Source organism: Burkholderia sp. BCC1993, assembly GCF_905339865.1.
Lineage (GTDB): Bacteria > Pseudomonadota > Gammaproteobacteria > Burkholderiales > Burkholderiaceae > Burkholderia.
Genome location: NZ_CAJPGZ010000013.1, coordinates 161,494 through 184,655 on the forward strand (window position 1 = coordinate 161,494; position 23,162 = coordinate 184,655).

General features: G+C 65.7%; 21 protein-coding genes and 1 pseudogene. 12 read left to right on the plus strand and 10 right to left on the minus strand.

Annotated features, from left to right (window positions below; translation table 11 throughout):
- Nucleotides 1–20: 20 nt before the first annotated feature.
- Nucleotides 21–440 (minus strand): rhodanese-like domain-containing protein, encoded by a 420-nt coding sequence (locus U4Y91_RS22915; protein ID WP_321806990.1) that lies wholly within the window; start codon nucleotides 438–440, stop codon nucleotides 21–23.
- A gap of 111 nt (nucleotides 441–551) precedes the next feature.
- On the opposite strand from U4Y91_RS22915, the gene ftrA reads away from it, so the two are divergent.
- Entirely contained in the window at nucleotides 552–1,526 is a 975-nt protein-coding gene (ftrA, locus tag U4Y91_RS22920; protein ID WP_044847916.1) for a transcriptional regulator FtrA, read from the plus strand.
- A 156-nt stretch (nucleotides 1,527–1,682) separates the two neighbouring features.
- Complete coding sequence (locus U4Y91_RS22925) at nucleotides 1,683–2,426, plus strand: hypothetical protein (RefSeq protein ID WP_321806991.1); 744 nt, start codon at nucleotides 1,683–1,685, stop codon at nucleotides 2,424–2,426.
- 67 nt (nucleotides 2,427–2,493) lie between these two features.
- On the opposite strand, the gene U4Y91_RS22930 is transcribed toward U4Y91_RS22925, so the two are convergent.
- Nucleotides 2,494–4,833, minus strand: a complete 2,340-nt coding sequence (locus tag U4Y91_RS22930) for an Orn/Lys/Arg decarboxylase N-terminal domain-containing protein (RefSeq protein WP_321806992.1) — start codon at nucleotides 4,831–4,833, stop codon at nucleotides 2,494–2,496.
- Between the two features lie 3 nt (nucleotides 4,834–4,836).
- Entirely contained in the window at nucleotides 4,837–6,369 is a 1,533-nt protein-coding gene (gene adiC / locus U4Y91_RS22935) for an arginine/agmatine antiporter (RefSeq protein ID WP_124522435.1), read from the minus strand.
- 428 nt (nucleotides 6,370–6,797) lie between these two features.
- Here adiC and U4Y91_RS22940 point away from each other — a divergent pair, with 428 nt between their 5' ends.
- The 5 genes from U4Y91_RS22940 (at nucleotide 6,798) to U4Y91_RS22960 (ending at nucleotide 12,022) form a co-directional block, all read left to right on the plus strand.
- A complete protein-coding gene (locus U4Y91_RS22940; protein ID WP_321806993.1) occupies nucleotides 6,798–7,868 on the plus strand; it encodes a nitronate monooxygenase in 1,071 nt (356 codons plus the stop codon).
- Between the two features lie 127 nt (nucleotides 7,869–7,995).
- Nucleotides 7,996–9,450 carry a M20 family metallopeptidase gene (locus U4Y91_RS22945; RefSeq protein ID WP_044847921.1) on the plus strand — a complete coding sequence of 485 codons (1,455 nt, stop codon included), beginning with the start codon at nucleotides 7,996–7,998 and terminating at the stop codon, nucleotides 9,448–9,450.
- Between the two features lie 60 nt (nucleotides 9,451–9,510).
- On the plus strand, nucleotides 9,511–10,620 hold the full coding sequence (locus tag U4Y91_RS22950) for a malate/lactate/ureidoglycolate dehydrogenase (protein ID WP_321806994.1): 1,110 nt from the start codon (nucleotides 9,511–9,513) through the stop codon (nucleotides 10,618–10,620).
- On the plus strand, nucleotides 10,617–11,150 hold the full coding sequence (locus U4Y91_RS22955; protein ID WP_321806995.1) for a TfoX/Sxy family protein: 534 nt from the start codon (nucleotides 10,617–10,619) through the stop codon (nucleotides 11,148–11,150). The genes U4Y91_RS22950 and U4Y91_RS22955 overlap by 4 nt, the downstream gene beginning before the upstream one ends.
- A gap of 293 nt (nucleotides 11,151–11,443) precedes the next feature.
- Nucleotides 11,444–12,022 carry an NnrU family protein gene (locus tag U4Y91_RS22960; protein ID WP_321806996.1) on the plus strand — a complete coding sequence of 193 codons (579 nt, stop codon included), beginning with the start codon at nucleotides 11,444–11,446 and terminating at the stop codon, nucleotides 12,020–12,022.
- 186 nt (nucleotides 12,023–12,208) lie between these two features.
- Here U4Y91_RS22960 and U4Y91_RS22965 read toward each other — a convergent pair whose 3' ends face one another.
- From U4Y91_RS22965 to U4Y91_RS22975, 3 genes and pseudogenes are all read right to left on the minus strand, one after another.
- A complete protein-coding gene (locus U4Y91_RS22965) occupies nucleotides 12,209–12,946 on the minus strand; it encodes a sulfite exporter TauE/SafE family protein (RefSeq protein ID WP_321806997.1) in 738 nt (245 codons plus the stop codon).
- A gap of 199 nt (nucleotides 12,947–13,145) precedes the next feature.
- Nucleotides 13,146–13,259, minus strand: a pseudogene (locus U4Y91_RS22970) (DUF488 domain-containing protein); the annotation flags it as partial.
- Between the two features lie 26 nt (nucleotides 13,260–13,285).
- Complete coding sequence (locus tag U4Y91_RS22975; RefSeq protein WP_321806998.1) at nucleotides 13,286–14,188, minus strand: LysR family transcriptional regulator; 903 nt, start codon at nucleotides 14,186–14,188, stop codon at nucleotides 13,286–13,288.
- Between the two features lie 130 nt (nucleotides 14,189–14,318).
- Here U4Y91_RS22975 and U4Y91_RS22980 point away from each other — a divergent pair, with 130 nt between their 5' ends.
- From U4Y91_RS22980 to U4Y91_RS23000, 5 genes are all read left to right on the plus strand, one after another.
- Nucleotides 14,319–14,729 (plus strand): cupin domain-containing protein, encoded by a 411-nt coding sequence (locus U4Y91_RS22980; RefSeq protein ID WP_321806999.1) that lies wholly within the window; start codon nucleotides 14,319–14,321, stop codon nucleotides 14,727–14,729.
- A gap of 91 nt (nucleotides 14,730–14,820) precedes the next feature.
- Nucleotides 14,821–15,522 (plus strand): carboxymuconolactone decarboxylase family protein, encoded by a 702-nt coding sequence (locus tag U4Y91_RS22985; RefSeq protein ID WP_321807000.1) that lies wholly within the window; start codon nucleotides 14,821–14,823, stop codon nucleotides 15,520–15,522.
- Between the two features lie 28 nt (nucleotides 15,523–15,550).
- Nucleotides 15,551–16,288, plus strand: coding sequence for an SDR family oxidoreductase (locus tag U4Y91_RS22990; RefSeq protein ID WP_321807001.1), 738 nt, complete (start codon nucleotides 15,551–15,553; stop codon nucleotides 16,286–16,288).
- Between the two features lie 48 nt (nucleotides 16,289–16,336).
- Entirely contained in the window at nucleotides 16,337–16,564 is a 228-nt protein-coding gene (locus tag U4Y91_RS22995) for a tautomerase family protein (protein WP_321807002.1), read from the plus strand.
- Nucleotides 16,565–16,575: 11 nt separating this feature from the next.
- Nucleotides 16,576–17,772, plus strand: a complete 1,197-nt coding sequence (locus tag U4Y91_RS23000; RefSeq protein ID WP_321807003.1) for an arabinose transporter — start codon at nucleotides 16,576–16,578, stop codon at nucleotides 17,770–17,772.
- Between the two features lie 538 nt (nucleotides 17,773–18,310).
- On the opposite strand, the gene U4Y91_RS23005 is transcribed toward U4Y91_RS23000, so the two are convergent.
- The 4 genes from U4Y91_RS23005 to U4Y91_RS23020 form a co-directional block, all read right to left on the minus strand.
- Entirely contained in the window at nucleotides 18,311–19,489 is a 1,179-nt protein-coding gene (locus U4Y91_RS23005) for an MFS transporter (protein WP_321807004.1), read from the minus strand.
- Nucleotides 19,490–19,979: 490 nt separating this feature from the next.
- The gene (locus U4Y91_RS23010) at nucleotides 19,980–21,005 is read right to left on the minus strand and encodes an alpha/beta hydrolase (protein ID WP_321807005.1); all 1,026 of its coding nucleotides are present in this window, start codon (nucleotides 21,003–21,005) and stop codon (nucleotides 19,980–19,982) included.
- Between the two features lie 63 nt (nucleotides 21,006–21,068).
- A complete protein-coding gene (locus tag U4Y91_RS23015; RefSeq protein ID WP_321807006.1) occupies nucleotides 21,069–22,118 on the minus strand; it encodes an NAD(P)-dependent alcohol dehydrogenase in 1,050 nt (349 codons plus the stop codon).
- Between the two features lie 155 nt (nucleotides 22,119–22,273).
- Nucleotides 22,274–23,104, minus strand: a complete 831-nt coding sequence (locus U4Y91_RS23020; protein WP_321807007.1) for an SDR family NAD(P)-dependent oxidoreductase — start codon at nucleotides 23,102–23,104, stop codon at nucleotides 22,274–22,276.
- Nucleotides 23,105–23,162 lie beyond the last annotated feature (58 nt).

Genomic DNA, 23,162 nt, shown 5'->3' on the forward strand with positions numbered 1-23,162 from the left:
TGTTGCGTTTTCAATAACGATCAGCGCATGGCGACGTCCTCCGGCTGCACTTCGTTGCTCAACGCGAAACCTTCGTCGAGCCAGCCCGTGACGCCGCCGATCATCAGCTTCACCGGGCGGCCGAGGCGCGCGAGCCGGATTGCCGCGCGCGCGGCGCCGTTGCAGTGCGGGCCCGCGCAGTACACGACGAACAGCGTGTCGGCCGGATGGTCGGCGAGCTTGCCGGCGACGATCTTGCGGTGCGGCAGGTTGCGCGCGCCGGGCACGTGGCCGGCGGCAAACTGCTCCGGACCCCGGACGTCCAGCAGCACGAAATCCGGCGCGCCGGACGCAAGTGCATCGTGGACGTCCCAGCAATCGGTCTCGAAGCGCAGCGATGCTTCGAAGTGCGCGAGGGCGGTGGCGCTGTCGGCGGCGGTGACGTCGGTGACGTATGACATGAAAGGCGCTCCTGAAGGACGGCGCGGAATGCGCCGGAATGAAGGGCAGTATCGCGGTTCGGCGGCCGTCGCGGCAGTGGCGCGATCGACAAGTTCCGGTAACATCGCGCCATGCACAATCATCTCGTCGTCGCGCTCGCCTACGATCGCCTCTGCACCTTCGAGTTCGGCTGCGTGGTCGAACTGTTTGCGCTCGAACGCCCGGAACTCGGCGTCGACTGGTATCGCTTCGCGGTCTGCGCGAGCGAGCCCGGGCCCGTGCGCGCGGCGGGCGGCATCACGGTCGCCGCGCCGTACCGGCTCGCGATGCTCGATCGCGCGGACACCATCGTGATTCCCGGCTGGCGCGATCCGGACGAGCTGCCGCCGGAGCCGCTGCTGAAGAAGCTGCGTGCCGCGCATCGTCGCGGCGCGCGGCTCTGTTCGATCTGCTCGGGCGTGTTCGTGCTCGCGGCGGCCGGCGTGCTCGACGGGCTCACCGTGACGACGCACTGGCGCTACGCCGAGCGCCTGCAGGCGCGCTATCCGGCGCTGCGCGTGAATCCCGATGCGCTGTACGTCGACGAAGGGCAGATCGTCACGTCGGCCGGCTCGGCGGCGGGGCTCGACATGCTGCTGCATCTCGTGCGCCGCGATCATGGCGGCGCGATCGCGAACCGCGTCGCGCAGCGCCTCGTGCTGCCGCCGCATCGCGACGGCGGCCAGGCGCAGTTCGTGCCGCGCCCGGTCGCGCCGGGCGGCAGCGACCGGCTCGCTAAGCTGATCGACTGGATGCGCGCGCACGCGGCCGAGCCGCACACGCTCGCGTCGCTGGCCGCGCAGGCCGCGATGAGCACGCGCACGCTGCAGCGGCAGTTCGCGGATGCAACGGGGATGTCGCCGCTCGCATGGCTGATCCGCGAGCGCGTGAACGTCGCGAAGGACATGCTCGAAGCGCATCCCGGGCTGTCGCTCGCGCAGATTGCCGCGCGCGCCGGGTTCGGTTCCGAGGAGTCGTTGCGCAGGCATTTCCGGCGCGTCGCGGCGACGAGCCCGGCTGCGTACCGGCGCGGGATGGATCGTGGTGTGAGGTCCACGGACGCGTGAGCGTCTTTTCGCGCAGCGGCGGCACCGGTCCGTCGTTCGCTTCTTGTCGACTTCGAGCACGCGTAAGATGGCGATCGCCGTGCGGCGACCGTAGATGCGGCGCCGCCATTCCCGCTCGCAACGACAACGACAACGACAACGACAAGGACAATCATCATGGGCCTGCTGGGCAAGCTGTTCGGAAAGAAAACGCGTGACGAAGCGGCAGCGCCTGCGCGTGCCGCGCACGACGCAGGCGGAGCGTCGGAAGCAACGGCAGTATCCGACGATACGAACGAACAAGGCGGCCCCGACATCGCGCCGGAACTCGCGCCCGCGCTGACCGCATTCCAGGCCGGCCGGCACGAGGATGCGATCGCGGCCGCCGCACCGCACGCGGAGCGGCTGGCCGATGCGGCGCGCCTGTGCGCGCTGTCGTACTCGGCGATGAAGCGTTACCGGGAAGCTTTTCCGTACTGGCTCGCGCTGTTCGACCACGAGCCGAGCGCGCACAACGCGGTGCAGCTCGCGACGACGTCGGTGATGTGCGACGAAGTGGAGCGCGGCGAAGCGTGGATGCAGAAGGCCGCCGAGGTCAATCACGACACGCACGAGCAGTCCGACGTCGCCGCGCGCGTGAACTTCATTTCGGCGCTGATGCAAAGCGGCCATCTGCGCGAGGCGCTGCCGCATCTCGCGTGGGTGCGCGACGTGTACGGCCACGTGCGGATCACCGATTCGACTTTCCTCTACATGCGCGGCATTCCGTTCTTTTCGTCGTTCCTCGAGAACAGTCTCGAGATCCTGAAGGCCACGCAGCCGGCCGACGCGCTCGCGCCGTGGTACGGCGAACTGAAGGGCAAGCTCGACGAAGAAGGCGAAGCGCAGCTTGCCGCGTGGGTCGGTCGGTTGCCGGCATGACCGGCCGGTTCATCGCGCGTCGCGACGCCGGCCGCGTCCTGCCGGCGCGGCGTCGCGGCGCGCATGCTCAGCGCGTGTTGGTGTCGCGCGCGGTTCGCTTGATGCACGCGATCCGGTACACGCCGTCCTCGACTTCGACGCCATGCGTGTCGTGCGTGAAGCCGGGGAAGCGCAGGTCGTACTGCTCGAGCGCCTTCAGGTAGCCGAGCAGCGGGCCGTCGGCCGGCCCCGCGTTCTCGCCGGGCATCAGCAGCGGAATGCCGGGCGGATAGGGCACCACGCCCGTCGCGACGGTGCGGCCCGCCATCTCGGCGAGCTCCAGCATTTCGATGTCGTTGTGCACGAGATGCTCGTACGCCTCGGCCGGGCTGAAGTCGGGCTGCGGCAGCGTCGAGAAGCCGCGCGACATCATCTCGGTCGTCTTCAGGTCGCTCATCGCGCTGAACATCAGGTCGCACAGATCGCGCAGGCCGAGCGTGCCGTAGCGATCCGGATAGCGTGCGACGAGCTCCGGCAGCGCCTGCTCGAGCGGCGCGTTCGCATCGTAGTCGCGCTTGAAGTCGAGCAGCGTGTTGACGAGCGTGCCCCACTTGCCCTTCGTCACGCCGAGCGAGAACAGGAACAGGATCGTGAAGTCGGTCGTCTTCTCGACGACGATCCCGTGCCGGTCCAGGTACGCGGTGACGACCGACGCGGGAATGCCGACCGGCATCAGCCCGCCATGCGGCGCGACGCCCGGCGTGACGATCGACACCTTGATCGGATCGAGCATGCAGTAATCGTCCTCGATCTCGCCGAAGCCGTGCCATGTCTCACCCGGATGCAGCACCCAGCATGACGGATCGGTGGCGAGCAGCGTTTCGTCCGCTTCATGGAAGCGCACGCGCCGGCCCGTCTTGCGATCGACCACGGTGTCCGGCTGCCAGCCGTTGAAGAACCAGTCGTTGTTCTCCTCGCATTCCGCATGCAGCCGCGCGAGCATCCGGCGGAACGACACGGCCTCGCGGATCGCGTCGGTGGTCAGCGCCTCGCCGCCTGGGCCGTCCATCATCGCGGCGCTCACGTCGTTCGACGCGATGATCGCGTAGTTCGGCGAGGTCGACGCATGCATCATGTACGCCTCGTTGAAGCGTGCGTGCTCGATCGGGTTGCGGCCGTTGCGGACATGGATGAACGACGCCTGCGACAGCGCGGCGAGCAGCTTGTGCGTCGACTGGGTCGCGAACACGGTCGGCTTGCTCGCGTCGTGCTGCGACGGATCGCCGTGCATCGCGTGACGGTCGCGGTAGATCGGGTTGAAGCGCGCGTAGCCGTACCACGCCTCGTCGAAATGCAACCGGTCGACGCTCTGGCCGAGCAGTTCCTCGATGCGTGCGACGTTGTAGCAGAGGCCGTCGTACGTCGAGTTCGTGATCAGCGCATGCACGGGCGTCGGATCGATGCCGTCGCGGCCGCGCACCAGCGGGTTCGCGTCGATCGCGAGACGCACGGCGGCGGCCGTGAGCCGTTCCGGCATGATCGGCCCGATGATCCCGTAATGGTTGCGCGACGGAATCAGGTAGGTCGGAATCGCGCCGGACATCGTCATCGCATGCTCGGCCGACTTGTGGCAGTTGCGATCGCACAGCGCGACCTGGTTGCGCGTGACGCTCGCCATCAGGATCACGCGGTTCGACATCGACGAGCCGTTCGTCACGTGATACGTGCGGTGCGCGCCGAACACGCGCGCCGCGTAGCGTTCGCTTTCGCCGATCGGGCCCGAGTGGTCGAGCAGCGAGCCGAGCTCGCCGACCGAGATCGACAGGTCCGAGCGGAACAGCGCTTCGCCGAAGAATTCGAAGTACGCGCGGCCGACCGGCGATTTCAGGAACGCGGTGCCGCCCGTGTGGCCCGGCGTGTGCCACGAGTATTCGTACACGCGCGAGAACTGCGCGAGCGCGCGGAACATCGGCGGCAGCACGGTTTCGCGGTAGCGTTCGATCGCGGCGACGATCCGCCCGCCGATGAACGCGGTCGTGTCCTCCAGCATCCAGATGAAGTCGTCGGCCTTGCGCATCGCGTCGACGGGAATCGCCGCCGCGCTCGCGCGGCTCGCGAGCAGGAACACCGGCACCGTCGCATTGCGCGCGCGCATCGCGTCGAGCACGGCCTGCGCGGGCGCGTGACCGGGATCGTTGCCGAGCTCCCAGTTGAGCAGCAGGCACTGGATCGCGGGATCGGCGTCGACCACCGCGCGTGCGTCTTCGGCGGAGGTCGCGATCACGACGTCGACGAGCCGCGTGCGCAATTCTTCGACGAGCGCGGTGGCCGCGCGTCCGGTGGCCGTGCGTTCGTCGATGTCGTGCTGCACGAGCAGCGCCTTCATGCCGAGGCGGCGGAACGCCGGTTGGGTCAAGGAAGCGGTCATGGGTCATTCCCCCGTTTGTTGAGTTGCCGGGATGCCTGCTGCGGCGGCCGGCGAGCGTGCGTGAAGGCGGGCGGCCTCGTGTTGGCCGACGGAGATCCAGAAGGCCGCGACGAGCGCGACGATGGTCACGCCGAGCGCGAGGTAGCGCACCCAGCGCGGCGAGCGGCCGCCCGGATGGACATGGGTTTCCTCGATTTCGCGCTGGCGGTTGATCGACAGCTCGTAGAACACGATCGTCGCGATCACGAAGATCAGCGACCAGCGCGTCTGCTGGCCGTCGGAGCCGACCATCGCCCACAGCGCGTAGACGGCGCCGATCAGGCCGACGATCGTGTAGAAGGTGAACTGGTGCGACGGCATCTTGCCGTAGCCGAGCACCTTGATCGCGATGCACGAGTAGATGTACGGCAGCAGCGTCATGATCACGGCGATCGACGCGATCTTGCCGAACTGCTCGCTCGCGCTCGGCGACATCGTCGCGAGCACCTGCACCGACATGATGACCGCGACGATCGCGAGGCCGGCCGACGGCACGTTCTTCGAGTTGACGCGGGCGAACACGCCGGCGAACAGGCCGTCGTCGGCCGCGGCCTTCGCGGTCTGGCCGACCAGCAGCGTCCAGCCCGCGAGCGAGCCGAGGCAGCCGAGCGCCGCGCAGATCGCGACCGCGTTCGCGGCGGTGTCGCCGAGCGCGAGGCGCGCGGCATCCGCGAACGGCGCGCTCGACGCGAGCAGCGCCTTGTTCGGGATCATCCCCATGATCACGGTCGAGCTGAGCACGTAGCACACGGCCGCGAGCACGACGCCGCCGACGGTCGCGATCGGCACGTTGCGCGACGGGTTCTCGACGACGCCGGCCGACACCGACGCGCTCTCGACGCCGATGAACGCCCACAGCGTGAAGTTCAGCGTCGCGCCGATCGCGCCGAAGCTGCTCGCGCCCGACACGTTCCAGCCGGCGAAGTACACGTCCTTGCTGAACCAGAACCAGCCGAACACGGCCATCCCGAGGATCGGCACGAGCGCGAAGATCGTCGTGACCGACTGCACGCGGCCGACCACGTTCGGCCCGAGGATGTTCGCGTAGGTGAACAGCCAGATCACGAAGATCTGCGCGAGCGCGAACACGAGCGGGTCGTGCAGGACCGGGAAGAAGTGCGTGAGATAGCCGAGGCCGGCGACCGCGAGCCCGACGTTGCCGAGCACGTTCGCGAGCCAGTAGATCAGGTTGGTCTGGTAGCCGATGTACGGGCCGAAGGCCTTGCGCGCATACGCATACGGGCCGCCGGCGGCCGGGTCGATCGCCGCGAGCTTCGCGAACACCAGCGCGAGCGACACGGCGCCGACGACGGTGATCAGCCAGCCGAAGATCGCGATGCCGCCGGTGGCGGCGAGGTTCGCGGGCAGCATGAAGACGCCGGAGCCCATCATGTTGCCCGCGACCATCAGCGTGGCGGGGATGACGCCGATTTTCGGCGCGGCGGTCGCGGCTGGCGCGGCGGCGGAACGGGAGGAGGACGAGCTGGCATCGGACATGCGAGGCTCCTTGAATGGTCGTGATGCGGTTGAGGTGGCGCGGCCCGGCGCCGGTCGACGATTCCGGAATGGATCGTCGTTTTATTGAACGACAGCATCTTATCTCTTAATGAAGCTTGAATAAGGGTAAGCGAGGCAATTTAATATCTTGAATATTGACGACGATCATTGAAAACGGTGAAACGATTTGGCGCGGCTGAATGGGGGCGCGCCGGGCCGGGCGGCCTGCCTGGGCTGTCCGGCCCGTGCTCCGGGGTGAAGGCGAGATGCGGGGCAGGTTGAACGGATAATCGATTTTTGCCGAACCGGTTAATTCAATTTACGGGCTGAATGAGTCGGTAAGCCCTGATTGGATTAGTCGGTTATTATCGAGCGCTCGAAATGCGCTCGCCCGCGCCATTGATTACTTCTACCGAACGGTGATTCCGATGACGATGCTGCCTTCCCGCCTGCCGCTGATCCAGGCTCCGATGGTCGGTTCCCTGAGCCCGCTGACGATTGCGGTCTGCGAGGCGGGCGGGCTCGGCTCGCTCGCGTGCGCGGCGCTCGGCCCGCAGCAGTTGCGCGACGAGATCGCGGCGATCCACGCACGCACGCCGGCGCCGTTCAACGTCAACTTCTTCTGTCATGCGCCGCCCGCGCCCGACGCCGAGGTCGACGCGCGCTGGCGCGCGGCGCTGGCCGGCTACTACGCGGAAGCCGGGCTCGATCCGGCCGACGTGAAGGGCGGCCCCGGTCGCGCGCCGTTCGATGACGCGATGTGCGCGGTCGTCGAGGAATTGCGCCCGGCCGTCGTGAGCTTCCATTTCGGTTTGCCGGACGAAGCAGTGCTCGAACGGGTGCGGCGCACGGGCGCGTTGATCGTCTCGTCCGCGACGACCGTCGAGGAAGCGCGCTGGCTCGATGCGCGCGGCGTCGATGCGATCGTCGCGCAGGGCGCCGAGGCGGGCGGGCATCGCGGGATGTTCCTGACCGACGACATCCACGCGCAGCCGGGCCTGTTCGCGTTGCTGCCGCAGATCGTCGATGCGGTGCGCGCGCCGGTGATCGCCGCCGGTGCGATCGCCGATGGCCGCGGCATCGCGGCCGCGTTCGCGCTCGGCGCACGCGCGGTGCAGATCGGCACCGGCTACCTGCTGACGCCGCAGGCCGGCCGCTCGGCGCAGCATCGCGCGGCGCTGCGGGCCGCACGCGACGACGGGACGCGCGTGACCAACCTCTACACGGGCCGCCCCGGACGCGGCCTGCTGACGCGCTTCATGCGCGAGCAGGGGCCGATGAGCGCGCTTGCGCCCGCGTTCCCGCTCGCGACGGCGGCGGTCGATCCGCTGCGCGGCGCGTTCGAGCGGCAAGGGCGCGACGATTTCTCGCTGCTGTGGTCGGGCGAGGCCGCGGCGCTCGCGCGGGAAGAGGATGCCGGGGTGCTGACCCGGCGGCTGTGGGACGACGCGATCGCGTGCGCGGCGGGGTTGCGCGACGCATTCCCGCAGGCCGTTTGAGCGGGTGCGCGACGCGCCGCGGGAAACGGGCCCGAACGGGCCCTGAATACGGCCACGGAAAGCGCCCCGGGGCGGGGGCATCGGCGTATCATCCGGTTTTTCGTCAGCCCTATCCAGGCACCCCACCATGACCTCCGTCGACACTACCCCCGTCCTCGACCATGACAAGCTCGTTACCTTCGTCGAGCGCAAGTGGAACGATGAAATCCTCCACGCACTGACCGACTACATCGCGATTCCCGCGAAGAGCCCCGCCTTCGACCCCGACTGGGCGAAGCGCGGCTATCTCGAACGGGTCGTCACCGATGCCGCGCAGTGGGCCGAACGCCAGCCGGTGAAAGGCCTGAAGCTCGAGATCGTGCGCTTGCCCGGCCGCACGCCGGTGATCTTCTTCGAAACCCCCGCAACCCGCTCGGGCAGCACCGACACGATCCTGCTGTACGGCCACCTCGACAAGCAGCCCGAATTCGACGGCTGGCGCGCGGACCTCGGTCCGTGGACGCCGAAGTTCGAGAACGGCAAGCTGTACGGCCGCGGCGGCGCGGACGACGGCTACGCGATCTACGCGAGCCTCGCGGCGCTCGGCGCGCTCGACGAGCAGGGCGTCGAACGGCCGCGCTGCGTCGGCCTGATCGAGACCTGCGAGGAGTCGGGCAGCTACGACCTGCTGCCGTACGTCGATGCGCTGCGCGACCGGCTCGGCCAGGTGTCGCTCGTCGTGTGCCTCGATTCGGGCGCCGGCAACTACGACCAGATGTGGCTGACGACGTCGCTGCGCGGGCTGGTGTCCGGCGACCTGCAGGTCGAGGTGCTCGAGGAAGGCGTGCACTCGGGCGTGTTCGGCGGCATCGCGCCGTCGAGCTTCCGCGTGATGCGCCAGCTGTTCGAGCGCCTGGAAGACGCGAAGAACGGCAACCTGCTGCCGGGCGTGTTCCATTGCGAGATTCCCGACAGCCGCGTGCGCGAAGCCGACGCGGCCGCCGCGATCCTCGGCGACGCCGTATGGAAGGGGTTGCCGTGGGCATGCGGCGCGGACGGCAAGCCGGTGCTGCCGACCACCACCGATCCGCGCGAGGCGCTGCTGAATTCGACGTGGCGTCCGTCGCTGTCGGTGACGGGCGCGGCCGGCCTGCCGGCGCTCGCCGACGCGGGCAACGTGCTGCGCCCGCGCACCGCGTTCAAGCTGTCGCTGCGCCTGCCGCCGCTGGTCGATGCCGCACAGGCCGTGCAGCAGCTGAAGGCACTGCTCGAACTCGATCCGCCGTACAACGCGAAGGTCACGTTCAAGCCGGATGCGGGCGCCGCGACCGGCTGGAGCGCGCCGGATCTCGCGCCGTGGCTCGCGTCGTCGCTCGACGCCGCGTCGCGCCGCCACTTCGGCGCGGACTGCGCGTACATGGGCCTCGGCGGCACGATCCCGCTGATGAACGTGCTGCAGGCCGGCTTCCCGTCCGCGCAGTTCATGGTGTGCGGCGTGCTCGGGCCGAAGTCGAATGCGCACGGCCCGAACGAGTTCCTGCACGTGCCGTACGCGAAGAAGCTGACCGCGGCGGTGGCGGACGTGATCGCGTCCGCGCGCTGAGCGTTCGCGCCGTCTGTCCCGACCCGACCGGATCCAACCCGACCTGACGGAGCCTTGCCGATGACCGCGCTGCCGACCCCCGATACCGACCCGCTGCGCATGCGCGCCGAACCGCTGCACGCGTTCGTCGCGGCACTCTGGGAGCGGGTCGGCAGCAGCGAGCGCGAGGCACGGCTCGTCGCCGATCACCTGGTCGGCGCGAATCTGGCCGGTCACGATTCGCACGGGATCGGGATGATCCCGAACTACGTCGCGTCGTGGCGGGAAGGGCAGCTGCAATTGAACGGGCACGCGTCGATCGTTCGCGACGGCGGCGCGGTGCTCACCATCGATGGCGGGCGCGGCTTCGGCCAGGTGATCGCATTCGAGGCGATGGTTGAAGGCATCGAGCGCGCGCGGCGCATGGGCATCTGCGCGATCGGGCTGCGCGACGTCCATCACCTCGGCCGCATCGGGCACTGGGCCGAGCAGTGCGCGCGCTCGGGGCTCGTGTCGTTCCATTTCGTCAACGTGCCGGGCGACTTGCTCGTCGCGCCGCTGCACGGCACCGATCCGCGCTTCGGCACGAATCCGTTCTGCGCCGCATATCCGCGCGCGGGGCGGCCGCCGCTGCTGCTCGATTTCGCGACGAGCGCGATCGCGTACGGCAAGACGCGGGTCGCGTACAACCAGGGCAAGCGCGTGCCGGCCGGGTCGCTGATCGATCATCGCGGCCAGCCGACCGACGATCCGGCCGTCATGCACGAGCAGCCGTTCGGCGCGCTGCTGCCGTTCGGGCTGCACAAGGGTTATGCGCTGGCCGCGATGTGCGAGATCTTCGGCGGCGCGCTGGTCGGCGGGCATACGACCTACGGCGACACGCTGCAGAAGACGAGCGCGATCGTCAACGGGATGCTGTCGGTGCTGATCGATCCGGACGCGTTCGATGCGGCCGATGCGCAGCGCGAAGCCGATGCGTTCGTCGAATGGGCGAAGGCGTCGCCGCAGGCGGGCGATGCGCCGGTGCGGATGCCCGGCGAGCCGGAGGCGGCGAGCCGCGCCGCGCGCGGCGTGGACGGCATTCCGGTCGATCGTGCGACGTGGCGGCAGATCCGCGCGAGCGCGGCAGCCGTCGGCTTCGACGACGCGGAACTCGACGTGTGGACACAGCGCTGCACGGAGCCCGCATGAGCTGGCAATCGGAGAAGGCGCACGGCGAGGAGATCGCGTACCGGCTGGCGCCGCTCGGCAAGGTAGAGGTCGCGCGGTTCTTCAGCGGCGCCGCGATGCGGCTCGACGGCGTGATGTTCGGCTTCATGTCGCGCGGGTCGCTGTTCCTGCGCGTCGACGACGTGAACCGTCCCGCGTTCGTTGCGGCGGGGATGGGGCCGTTTTCGTATGAGCGTCCTACGCGCACCGTTGCGCTCGAGGGTTATTACGAAACGCCGGCCGACGTGCTCGAGGATGCGGGCGCGCTGTTCGACTGGTGCCGCGGCGCGTATCGTGCGGCGTTGCTGGCGGGGGCGCCGAAGCGCAAGGCGAAGGTGAAGACGGCGCCGAAGCCGCCTGCGGAGCCGAAGACGGCAGCCGCGTCGACGCCGGCGGCGAAACGGAGTGTGAAGCCGTCTGCGAAAGCATCTGTGAGACCGTCCGCGAAAGCGGCGCCGAAACCCGTTTCGAAACCGGCCACGAAATCCGCGGCGAAGCGCAAGCAACAGTAGCGTCAGCCGCCCATCGTCGCCGCGCCACGATTTACGTTGTCCTGAGTTTACGACTCACGAGGCGCAGAGAGATGCGCCTGATTCCTGACACCCGCGCGGGATGTACGAAAGCATCAACCTTGCAGAACCGGGGGTGTGTCATGCTTCACAACGGCGGCTACGGCGTTTATGATCGGCGCGGATCGCGTCCGCGTCTGGCGCGACCCGCGCCGGCCGTGTCGCCGGCCTCGCGAACGGCGCATCGAAAGCCGCGCGAATGATTCCCCACTCATCGTTCCAGACGGAGACAACCGATGCTCGTCCTGATTCTCGGTTTAGCGATCTTCCTCGGTGTGCATTCGATTCGGATCGTCGCGGACGGCTGGCGATCCGCGACCATCGAGCGGATCGGCGAGAAACGCTGGAAGGGCCCCTATGCGATCGCGTCGATCGTCGGCTTCGTGCTGATCATCTGGGGTTACGGGATCGCGCGCCAGGGCGGGACGCTGCTGTGGGTGTCGCCCGTCGGCGTTCGCCATCTCACCGGCATGCTGACCGCGATCGCGTTCGTGCTGATCGCCGCATCCTACGTGCCGCGCAACCGCATCAAGACGCTCGTCGGCCATCCGATGGTGGCCGGCGTGATGGTATGGGCGATCGCGCACCTGCTCGCGAACGGCACGCTGCACGCGGTCGTGCTGTTCGGCGCATTCTTCGTGTGGTCGCTGGTCGATTTCGTCGTGTGGCGCGCGCGCGATCGTCGCAATGGCGTCCGCTATCCGGCCGGCAGCCTGTCGGGCGATGCCGTGACGATCGGCGCCGGACTCGTCGTATGGGCCGTCTTCGCGTTGTTCCTGCACGGCCCGCTGATCGGCGTGCGGCCGTTCGGGTGAACGCGCGCGCCTGCAAGCATTGACGAGCGGGGCGCGCAAGCCGCCCGCCGCGCCCGCGAATCCGCCCGCGACATCGAGGCGGGCGCATTGCCCGCCATCGCTCGGCGCACGGGGCGCCTGCCCATCGATGGCGAGTTCGTCGCGACCGACGGCATGCGTGCCGTTGGCGCGATCGGCGCGCGTGCGTCAGATCGGCTTGACGAACAGCCCCACGGTCAGCGCGGCGCCGATGCAGACGATCGCGATCCGCAGCACGCGTTCGTTCACGCGGTGCAGCGCCCACGCGCCGAGCAGGCCGCCGACGATCGCGCCGCCGCCGAGCGCGATGGCCTCGCGCCAGTGCAGGTGCGGCGAGGTCAGGAACAGCACGACCGCCGACGCATTCATCACGCCCGCGAGCGCATTCTTGGTCGACATCGCGTGACGCGGCGACAGGCCGGCCATCGTCAGCGCGGCCATCATCAGGAAGCCGATGCCGCCGCCGAAGTAGCCGCCGTAGATCGCGATCAGGAACTGCGAGATCGCGGCCGTGACGGGGCCGACATGCTGCGTGCCGGCGCCGGTCTTGCGGAAGAAGCTGCCCCATGCAAACACGACCGTCGCGAACAGCACGAGCCACGGCACGAGGTGCGAGAAGATCGACGACGGGGTTTTCAGCAGCAGCAGCCCGCCGAGCGCGCCGCCGACCACGCTGATCGCGAACAGCGCGCGAAACGACAGCTTGCCCGCGCCGCGCACCATGTTCCGGCTGGCCCAGCCCGTCGTGACCTGGCCGGGAAACAGCGCGACCGTCGACGTGATGTTCGCCGCGAGCGGCGACATTCCCGACACGATCAGCGCGGGCAGCGTGACGAACGAGCCGCCGCCCGCGAGGGCGTTTTGCAGGCCGGCCCACAGGCCGGCGACGATGATGAGGGCGAGCATGGGTGCGGAAGCGGAGAAGTGGCGGGGCGCGCGGGTACGCGCGGCGGACGCCAGATGGTAATGCAGGATCGCGGCGGCGCAAAGCGGGCAGCGTTGCGGGGGCGCGGGGGCGCGGGCGATCGACGTGGGGCGTTGCGTCGGGCGTGATGCTTTCGCGCCGTTTCGCCGTCACGCCGTCACGCACGCGACCGGTGTCGCGTCACGCGTTCGGCTGCGTGTCGGCGGTTTCCGCTGGCGCATCGCCTTCGACGTCCGGATAGACGATCGTGTCGTCGTCCCGGATCACCGCGCCGGCAGTAAGACGCGCGGGCTCCCGCGCACTGAGATTAACTCGGCAACTTACCGTGCGTTGCCCGCATACCCGGCCCTGAGCGCGTCGACCACGAGTTCCACCGCTCGCGACGATTTGCGCCGGCTCGGGTAATAGACGTGGTGCCCGACGAACGTCGGAAACCAGTCCTCCAGCACCCAGCCGAGGCGTCCGGTTTCAACGTGGGGCTCGACCAGATCCTTCGGCACATAGGCGAGCCCGAATCCGGCAAGCGCGGCGTCAACCATCTGATAGACGTTGTTGAACGTCAACTGCCCTTCGACGCGGACCTGCAATTCGCGGCGCCCCTTGCTCAACTCCCACGATAGCAGCGCGTTTCTCGTCGGCAGCCGAAGATTGATGCAGTTGTGTTGCGTCAGGTCTTGAGGCGTTTTCGTTGACGGTCGGGACGCAAGGTAATCTGGAGAACCGACAATCGACATCGTCATGTCCGGCGCGATACGCTGCGCGATCATGTCCTTGGCGACCTGGTCGCCGAGCCGTACGCCGATGTCATAGCGGCCGGCGACGAGGTCGGTCAGACCGTAATCGTTCACCAGCTCGACCTTGAGTGCCGGATACCGACGCAGCAGCGGCTGCAGCCGCGGCCACACGTATTCGTTCGCCGCGTAGTCGGTCGCGGTGATCCGGACGTTGCCGGCCGGCTGGTCCGTCATCGCGCGCAGTGATTCCAGCTCCGCCTCGATTTCCTGAAAGCGCGGGGCGATCGATTCCAGCAACCGCTCGCCGGCCTCGGTCGGCGACACGCTGCGGGTTGTGCGCGTCAGCAATGGAACGCCCATCCGTCCCTCGAGGGCGCGCACCGTACGGCTCAATGCCGACTGAGAGACGCCGAGCTGCGCGGCCGCCCGCGTGAAATTGCGCTCGCGCGCAACCGTCATGAACGCGACCAGATCGTTGAAGTTCTCCATTGATTTATGCACCCAAGCATAGGCCTATGCCGATTTTGCCATCTAGTCGCATGAATCGCGAGTCATTAGAGTGAGATGGCTGGCCGCTGGAACGATCCATGCGGCACCCTTTTCAGTAGAGGACGACATCATGGAACTGAAGCGCGCAGGCTCGCAGGCCTCGATCAAAGGCCCCGACGAATGGTTCACCGGCACGGTCAGGATCGACCCGCTGAACGCACCGCCGCCGCCGGCGCGCGTCTCATGCGCCAGCGTGACGTTCGAGCCGGGCGCACGCACCGCGTGGCACACGCATCCGCTCGGCCAGACCCTGCTCGTGACCTCCGGCTGTGGCTGGACACAATGCGACGGCGAGCCGCGCGTCGAGATCCGCGCCGGCGACGTGATCTGGTGCCCGCCCGGCCACAAGCACTGGCACGGTGCGACGTCGACCACCGCGATGACCCATATCGCGATTCAGGAAGCGCTCGACGGCAAGAACGTCAACTGGCTGGACAAGGTGACGGACGAGCAATATCTCGGCAGCGGCGAACCGCAATGAATGCGCCCGCTGCCGCCCGTTGCGGCTCGTCACCGCGACGGGCCTGGCACTGCTCGCCGCCGCGTGCACCAACATGAAAAGGACCGACACCATGCAGGAATCCTTATCTTCAACCGATTTGAAAGCAGTTGCGCCGGCCTTCGAGCGATATACGACGCACATCGTGTTCGACGGCATGTGGAAGCGGCCACACCTGTCGCCGCGCGATCGCAGCATCGTGACGCTGTCGGTATTGATCGCCCGCGGCCAGACCGTCGAGATGCCGCTGCATGTCCGTCTCGCGCTGGATCACGGCGTGAAGCCCGCGGAACTATCGGAAATGATCGCGCACCTGGCCTTTTACGCGGGATGGGCCAACGCGAGCGCTGCGTCGATCGTCGTCAAGCACGTCTATGACGAACGCGGCATCGGGCCCGATCAGCTCGCGCCGGCGGACGTCACGCCGCTGCCGCTGAACGAGGCGGCCGAGGCGCAGCGCGCACGGACGGTCGCGGAGAACTTCGGCGTCGTCGCGCCGGGCGTGGTCGAGTACACGACCGATGCGCTGTTTCGCGACTTGTGGCTTCGCCCGGGGCTCACGCCGCGCGACCGCAGCCTGGTGACGGTGAGTGCGCTCGTCGCCAACGGCCAGGTGGCGCAGATCCCGTATCACCTGAACCGTGCGATGGACAACGGGCTCACGCAGGCCGAAGCGTCCGAGACGTTGACGCAACTGGCGTTCTACGCGGGATGGCCGAACGTCTTTTCGGCGATGCCCGTGTTCAAGGACGTATTTTCACGGCGCGCGGCGTGACGCGCGCGCAACTGAAGAGAGGAGCATCGTGACCGACAACATCGATGGCAAAGTCGTCGTCATTACCGGCGCGAGCAGCGGCCTCGGCGAAGAGACCGCGCGGCATCTGGCGAAACGCGGTGCGAAGCTGGTGCTCGGCGCACGCCGCGTGGACCGGCTGGAGCGGCTCGCCGACGAAATCGGCGCCGGGCGGCAAGCCGTTCTCGAAACGGACGTCACCGAACGCGACGCAGTCCAGCGCCTGGTCGACCGCGCGGTCGACCTGCACGGCCGCATCGACGTGATGCTGAACAACGCGGGGCTGATGCCGAGCTCGATGCTCGAACGCCTGCACGTGGACGAATGGGACCGGATGATCGACGTCAACATCAAGGGCGTGCTGTACGGCATCGCCGCGGCGCTGCCCCACATGATCCGGCAGAAGGGCGGGCACATCATCAACGTGTCGTCCGTGGCCGGGCACAAGGTCGGCCCGGGCGGCGCCGTGTATGCGGCGACCAAGCATGCGGTGCGCGCGCTTTCCGAAGGCTTGCGGCAGGAGGTCAAGCCGCACAACATCCGCACGACCATCCTGTCGCCGGGCGCGGTGGCAACCGAGCTGACACGGACCATTACCGACCCGGACGTCGCGAAGGGCATGAACCAGGTCTATCAGCAGGCCATTCCGGCGTCGGCGTTCGCGCGTGCGGTGGAGTACGCGATGAGTCAGCCCGACGACGTGGACATCAACGAAGTGCTGTTCCGGCCCACGAATCAGGCCTATTGAGCGCGGCCGCGCGCATGCGGTCGTCGTCGAATTTCGGAGAAGGATGCTATGCCCCACATCATCGTCAAAGCCTGGCCCGGGAAAACCGAGGAACAGAAGCAACGTCTGGCGGACGCCATCACGCGCGACGTGATGGAGATCCTTGGTTACGGTGAAGAATCAGTCTCGGTGGGTTTCGAGGAAGTCCCGTCGGACAGATGGAAGGAGGAGGTCTATCGTCCGGACATCGAAGCGCGTGCTCGAACGCTTTACAAGAAACCCGGCTACAAAATGTAAAGGCACGTCGCATGGGTGATTCACCTTGCAGGGACGTTTCCGGGCGATCCGTTGTCGCAACGCTGGCGCCCGTGATGACCGCGGTGCTGGCGGGCTTCATCATCATCGGCGTCGCGCTCCCGGTGCTGCCCTTGCACGTGAGCGGCGATCTGGGCTTCGGTTCGTTTGTCGTTGGCCTCGTCGCGGGCATCCAGTTCGCCGCGTCGCTGTGCTCGCGCGTGTGGGCCGGAGCCTATTCCGACAAGCGCGGCGCGAAGCGTGGCGTGATGGTCGGTCTGCTTGCCGCGGTGGCGGCAGGTTTGCTGTACCTGCTGTCGCTGGATTTCTCGAGTATGCCCGTGCTTTCCGCTGCGATCCTGCTCGTCGGCCGCGCGGTTCTTGGCGGGGCAGAGAGCTTCATCATCACCGGCGGCGTTGCGTGGGGGCTCGGTCTCGTCGATAGGCAGCATGCCGGAAAAGTGATTGCCTGGGTCGGAACGTCGATGTTCACCGCAATGGCACTGGGCGGCCCGGTTGGAACTGTTCTGTACACGACGTTCGGGTTCTCGGCGATCGCCCTGGTAACGGCACTCTTGCCCTTGACAACATTGATGTATCTGGTTCGGATACCCGCTATTGCCCCGCACTCCCACGAGGCACACGCGTCCTTCGCCGCGATCATCAGGGCCGTGTGGCTGCCTGGCGTGGGCGCGGCACTCGCCAGCATTGGCTACGGCGCGATCCTGGCATTCAGCTCGCTTTTCTTCAGCGAGATGCACTGGCGTCCGGTGTGGACGGGCTTCACCGCCTTTGGTCTTGCGTTGATCGCGGCGCGCACGATGGCGGGACATCTTCCCGATCGATTCGGGGGAGCGAAAGTCGCTACCCTGTTCGTGATCGTCCAGGCGACAGGGCTGCTGCTCATGTCGATGGCGGGAACCGTCGTTGTCGCATCTGCAGGCGCGGCCCTGGCCGGCCTCGGATATTCACTCGTCTATCCCGGGCTCGGTATCGAGGCAGTCAATGGCATCGCGCCCACGAATCGCGGGATGGCCATGGGTCTTTACACTGCATTTCTCGACGTTGCAATGGCTCTGGGAAGTCCGGCCCTTGGGTGGATCGGCGGCCGCACCGGACTGCGTGCGGTTTTCATGGTCAGCGCGGCAATCGTCGCATGCGCCGCCGGCGTGGCCATACTGCTGCGTCGCAGGCACCGCGTTGTCGCTTGAAATTCAATCCGCAGTTGTGGAGCGCCAGCGTCCGCTGAAGTCGGCAAAAACGCGGTTGACGTGGCCGGCAGCGCGCCGCACAACGCGGTCCGGTCGCACTCCCCCAGGCGTGACCGTAGGGTCATGATTTTTATATGCGGTTCTCGGAATACGATTCGCTCGGTCACGACGCCACGCCCCGGTCAGAACCCTTCAGTCGCAAGCGACACGCGCTGGAGGATTGCATGGGCGCTGGCGGCCGACTGCTACTGCGGCTGCAGCCATTGCACTGGTTGTAGGCGGGAGGCAAACGCACCGGGGTGCGGTCGCAGAATCGGGCATCGCTTCTTCGTAACGTGCCTAGTGCGACTGAGGAGGGATGCCACGATTTGCTTCGCTTCGCATGCCGACAGCCTGCAAGCGCGCTCAACATGTTCTCGTAGGCTGCGGACCGGTATCTGACGATTCGTGACCGCTTTGTCACTCGATATGACTGGATTCAGGCGTCTTCACTGTAGGACGATGCGGCAGCACGATTACAATTCGTGCTGCCGCATCCTCACGGTTTCAAACGGGCGCCGTTACCGACGATCAACGACGACGACACGAGCAATGCGGTACCGCCTACCAGTGTTGCCGCGATGGACAGGTGGTCGAGCAGAACTCCGCCGAATTCAGCGCCGACCATGATCGACAACTGAATTGCGGCCACCATCAGGCCACCGCCGCTTTCAGGTTCGTCCTTGATTCCTTGGGTCAGCCACGTAGACCACGCAACCGGAATCGCCGAATTAATCGTACCCCATGCGATCATCGCGATTGCCACTGCCCACAGCAAGTGGCTGACTGAAAGCATTCCGATGGTCACGGCGCCGAGCGCGACCGGAAGAATCATGAGCAGCTGGTACAGGCGCTTGGCGATCAGCGAACTTGCCCCGTAGGTGCCCACGAAGCCCGCGAGCCCGAGACCCAGGAGCAGCATCGACAGTTGCGTGACGTCGACGTGTGTATACGTTTCGAGAAAGGGGCGCAGATAGGTGAAGATGGCAAATGCACCGCCGAACGTCAGCATGACAGCGAGCATCCCGAATGCCACATTGCGTCGCTTGAGCAGGGCGATGACTTTGCCAACTGATTGGTTCCCTTGAGGCCGCATCGACGGAATGCTGAACCACAGCCAGATCAGGTTGAGGAAAACTATTGGCGTCAGTGCCCAGAATACGCCACGCCACCCGATCACGCCGCCTACGTAGCTGCCGATTGGCGCAGCAAAGGCGGTTGCAACGGCGTTGCCGGTGAATAGAACGCCGAGCGCCTTCGGAATAGAGTCTTCCGGCACGAGCCGCATGACGGTTGCTGTTGCGAGTGACCAGAAGCCGCCGACTGCAATGCCGAGCAGTGCACGGGCTGCCATCAGCATTGCGAAATTGTCTGCGTCTGCGATAAGGGCGAGCGACACAAGCATCAGCACCGCCATTGCGGCAAGTACGTTTCTACGATCGAAGCGGCCCGTGAGCGCCGGAATCAGCAGACTTGTCGCCACTGCGAAGAGTCCCGATACCGAAATCGCCTGACCCGCCATCCCGACGGTTGCATGAAGGTCCGACGCAATCGGTGTAAGAAGGCTCACCGGCATGAATTCCGTGGCGATCAACATCGCGGCGCACATTGCCATCGAGCTGACGGCACTCCATATATGCCGGGCGGAAATTTCAGTTTGCGCTGTCAATGTCGACATGGTGTTCCTTGTTGATTCGCGAATACATAGCTGGCTGCGAACGAGTGGAGATGAAATGGTTGCTCGGTACCGATCGGCATGACGCGTAACGCTGCGGTAACGGATCCTGCGGATGGGAGCCGCGGTGCGGCCTGTTCGTTATCTGACGACTGCCAGGCGCGGGGTAATCGCCACGCAGATATTTCAGTCGTAACGCCGCAAGCGAAGAGGGAATGAGGGTGCCGGAACGACGGCCGACATGTGCGATGGATGCAGGCGTCACGGAGCCAAGACCGTATTAAACAGTGAGGCGGACAATCGATAAAGGTGGTGGGGGTGATTGGTCTTATGAGCGCTCGCGATAAATCAATCGGGGAAAACGCCAGCGTTGGGGGGCCAGAGCCGCCGTGCTATCGGTATGGGAGTGGACGAACCACTACTTCCGCAAAAAAGGCCACGCCGGTGCGTGGCCTTTGGACTGTCGGGCGCAGAAAGCCGCAAACCTCGACGACTAGAGGTTCTTCTGGAAGAACGACTTCAGCTTATCGAACGGGATCAGATTGACTCGATCGTAAAGGTCGACATGACCTGCACCCGGTACGACGACAAGCTCTTTCGGTTGACCAGCAAGTCGGTAGGCCTCTTCGCTGAATTCCCGAGAGTGTGCGTTTTCACCCGTGATGAACAGCATCGGGCGGGGGGATATCGTCTCGATGTCATTGAACGGATAGAAGTTCATGAATTTGACGTTGCTGGTCAATGTCGGGTGCGTCGTGAGCGCCGGCGACGATCCATTCGGCGTGTACTCGCCCCGCGGTGTGCGGTAGAAATCGTAGAATTCGCGCTGAATTGGCGGAGTATTTGCGTTCAGTTCGTGCACTGTCCCGCTGGTGTACTCGGTTTTACCACCAATGAATTCGACATAGCGTTGTTCTGCAGCTGCGGCGATTGCCTGCTTCCGCTGCTCAACGGCTTGCGAATGCCGCAGACCGTTTCGATTGACGCCGCCCATGTCGTACATGCTGACTGTCGCGATGGCTTTCATGCGCGGATCGATCTTGGCCGCACTGATGACAAAGCTTCCGCTTCCGCAGATGCCGAGCACGCCGATTCGCTGTCGGTCAACAAACGGCCGCGTTCCGAGGAAATCCACCGCGGCGCTGAAGGCTTCGGCGTAGATGTCCGGTGCTACGGCATTGCGCGGCTGCCCGGCACTCTCGCCCCAGAAGGACTGGTCGATAGCGAGCGTGACGAATCCCTGTTCGGCCAGTTTTTGCGCGTACAGGTTCGAGCTCTGTTCTTTAACAGCGCCCATCGGATGCCCGACGATGATCGCCGGGCTCTTCTTGCTACGGTCGAGGTTCTTCGGAACGAAGAGGTTCCCGACGATGTCCATCTTGTATTGATTCTTGAACGTGACCTTCTGCAAAACTATCCGGTCACTCGTGTAAAAGTTGTCGGCGCCGTTGGACATGTCAGCAGCCACTGCTGAGAATGTACTGACAAGCAATCCAAGCAACATGATGAGCTTTTTCATTGATGCGTCCTTCGTCATGTGAAGTAACTGAAGCCTGATGGGCGTCTACCAGCGGCATCGCGTTCAAGCGGCCAGGGTGGCGTTGTCGATCACGAAGCGATATTTGACGTCACCCTTGAGCATGCGCTCATAGGCATCGTTGATCTCGTCGACGCCGATCAATTCGATGTCGGAGACGATGCCGTGCTCGGCGCAGAAATCGAGCATTTCCTGTGTTTCGGGAATGCCGCCGATCATCGAGCCTGCAAGTGATCGCCGCTTGAAGATCAGATTGAACACTTCGGGCGACGGATGTGGTGACGCAGGTGCGCCGACGAGTGTCAGGGTGCCGTCCCGCTTCAGCAGCGTGAGGAATGCGTTGAGGTCGTGAGGTGCCGCAACGGTGTTGACGATCAGATCGAAGCTCTTCACATGGGCGGCCATCTCGTCTGAATTGCGGGATACGACGACCTCGTTCGCCCCAAGCGCCTTAGCGTCTTCGCGTTTGGATTCCGATGTGGTGAACGCAACGACATGTGCGCCCATCGCGTGGGCAAGCTTAATACCCATGTGTCCGAGGCCACCGATGCCGACGATGCCGACCTTCTTTCCCGGCCCGGTGTTCCAGTGGCGAAGGGGTGAATATGTCGTGATGCCGGCGCACAGCAGGGGCGCGACGGCGGCGAGTTGTTCTTCCGGATGACGGATGCGTAAAACATAGCGCTCATGAACGACGATCTGCTGGGAGTAGCCGCCCAGCGTCCAGCCGGGCTCGTCAGCAGTCGGGAAGTTGTAGGTGCCGGTCAGGCCGTCGCAATAATTCTCGAGGCCTGAATCGCACTCTTCGCACTGCTTGCAACTGTCCACGATGCAACCGATGCCGACAAGGTCTCCCGGGCGGAATCCGGACACGTGTACACCCACGGCGGCCACGCGGCCAACGATTTCGTGACCGGGTACGCATGGGAATTGCGTACCGGCCCATTCGGCGCGCACTTGATGAAGATCGGAATGGCAGATGCCGCAATACGCGATGTCGATCAAGACGTCGTGCGGGCCTGGCACGCGCCGGGAAATTTCCATGGGCTCAAGAGGTTTGTCACCGGCATACGCGCCATAAGCTTTTACGGACATGGTTTGTTTCCTCGATGGAAGGGGAGATCGACATCAGCCATCACGTCGACTGGCTGACTCTCGAGTTGATTTACATGGCGGTGAGCGGTATCGGCCGACCAGTCGCCGATCGCAATGGGCCAGACCGCTTGCACTGAGCCGTCGGATCGGTGCAATCAGAAGTCAGTCGATCTCGAGAGCGCCTCGTGAGCAGATGCATCTCTCCGACGTAACTCCGTGACGTCGCGAATGATGTCCAGGACATCGCTTCCAACTGCGAAGAACCGTGGCGGATTTTCCAGGGCGGTCAGCTTGACCAGCGCCTCGCCGAACTTGTCGGGGTCGCCTGCCTGGGTGCCGTTGATGCGGGACCAGGACGCATTGACCGGTTTCTCATGCGCATAATCGGTAATCGACGGCTGCGTGTAGCGGACGTTACTGTCGGCCAAGAGATCCGTCCGGAACATGCCCGGTTCCACCACGGTCGACTTGATCCCGAATTGCTCGATTTCGCTCGCCACGGAAAGCGTGAGTCCTTCGACCGCGAACTTGGTCGCGCAGTAGGCCGCGACATCGCTGAATCCCATGATGCCGCCGCCGGAACTGATGTTCATTACATGCCCGGACCGTTGTTTGCGCATTACGGGCAGCACTGCCCGAAGCACGTGCATCACGCCGTAGACGTTCGTGTTGAACTGACGCTCGATTTCCTGCCATTCGAGTTCTTCGAAGTTCCCGAGCAGGCAAAAGCCGGCGTTGTTGACCAGCACGTCGACGCGACCGAAACGACGGGTGGCGGTTGCGACTGCTTCAGCGACATCGCCAGCGTTGGTTACGTCCGCTTTGACGGTCGCGAGACTATCTCTGGTGAGATGAGCCAGCGAGCGCTCGATCTTCGCCGTGTCTCGTCCGACGGCTACGACCTTGTCGCCAGCCTTCAATGCAGCCTTCGCGACACCAGCACCGAGGCCGCTGCCGGCTCCGGTAATGAACCATACCTTGGTCACTGCATTCTCCTTATCAAGTGGCGAGTCTGTCGTTCGGCAAACAGCGATCGGCCCTGAT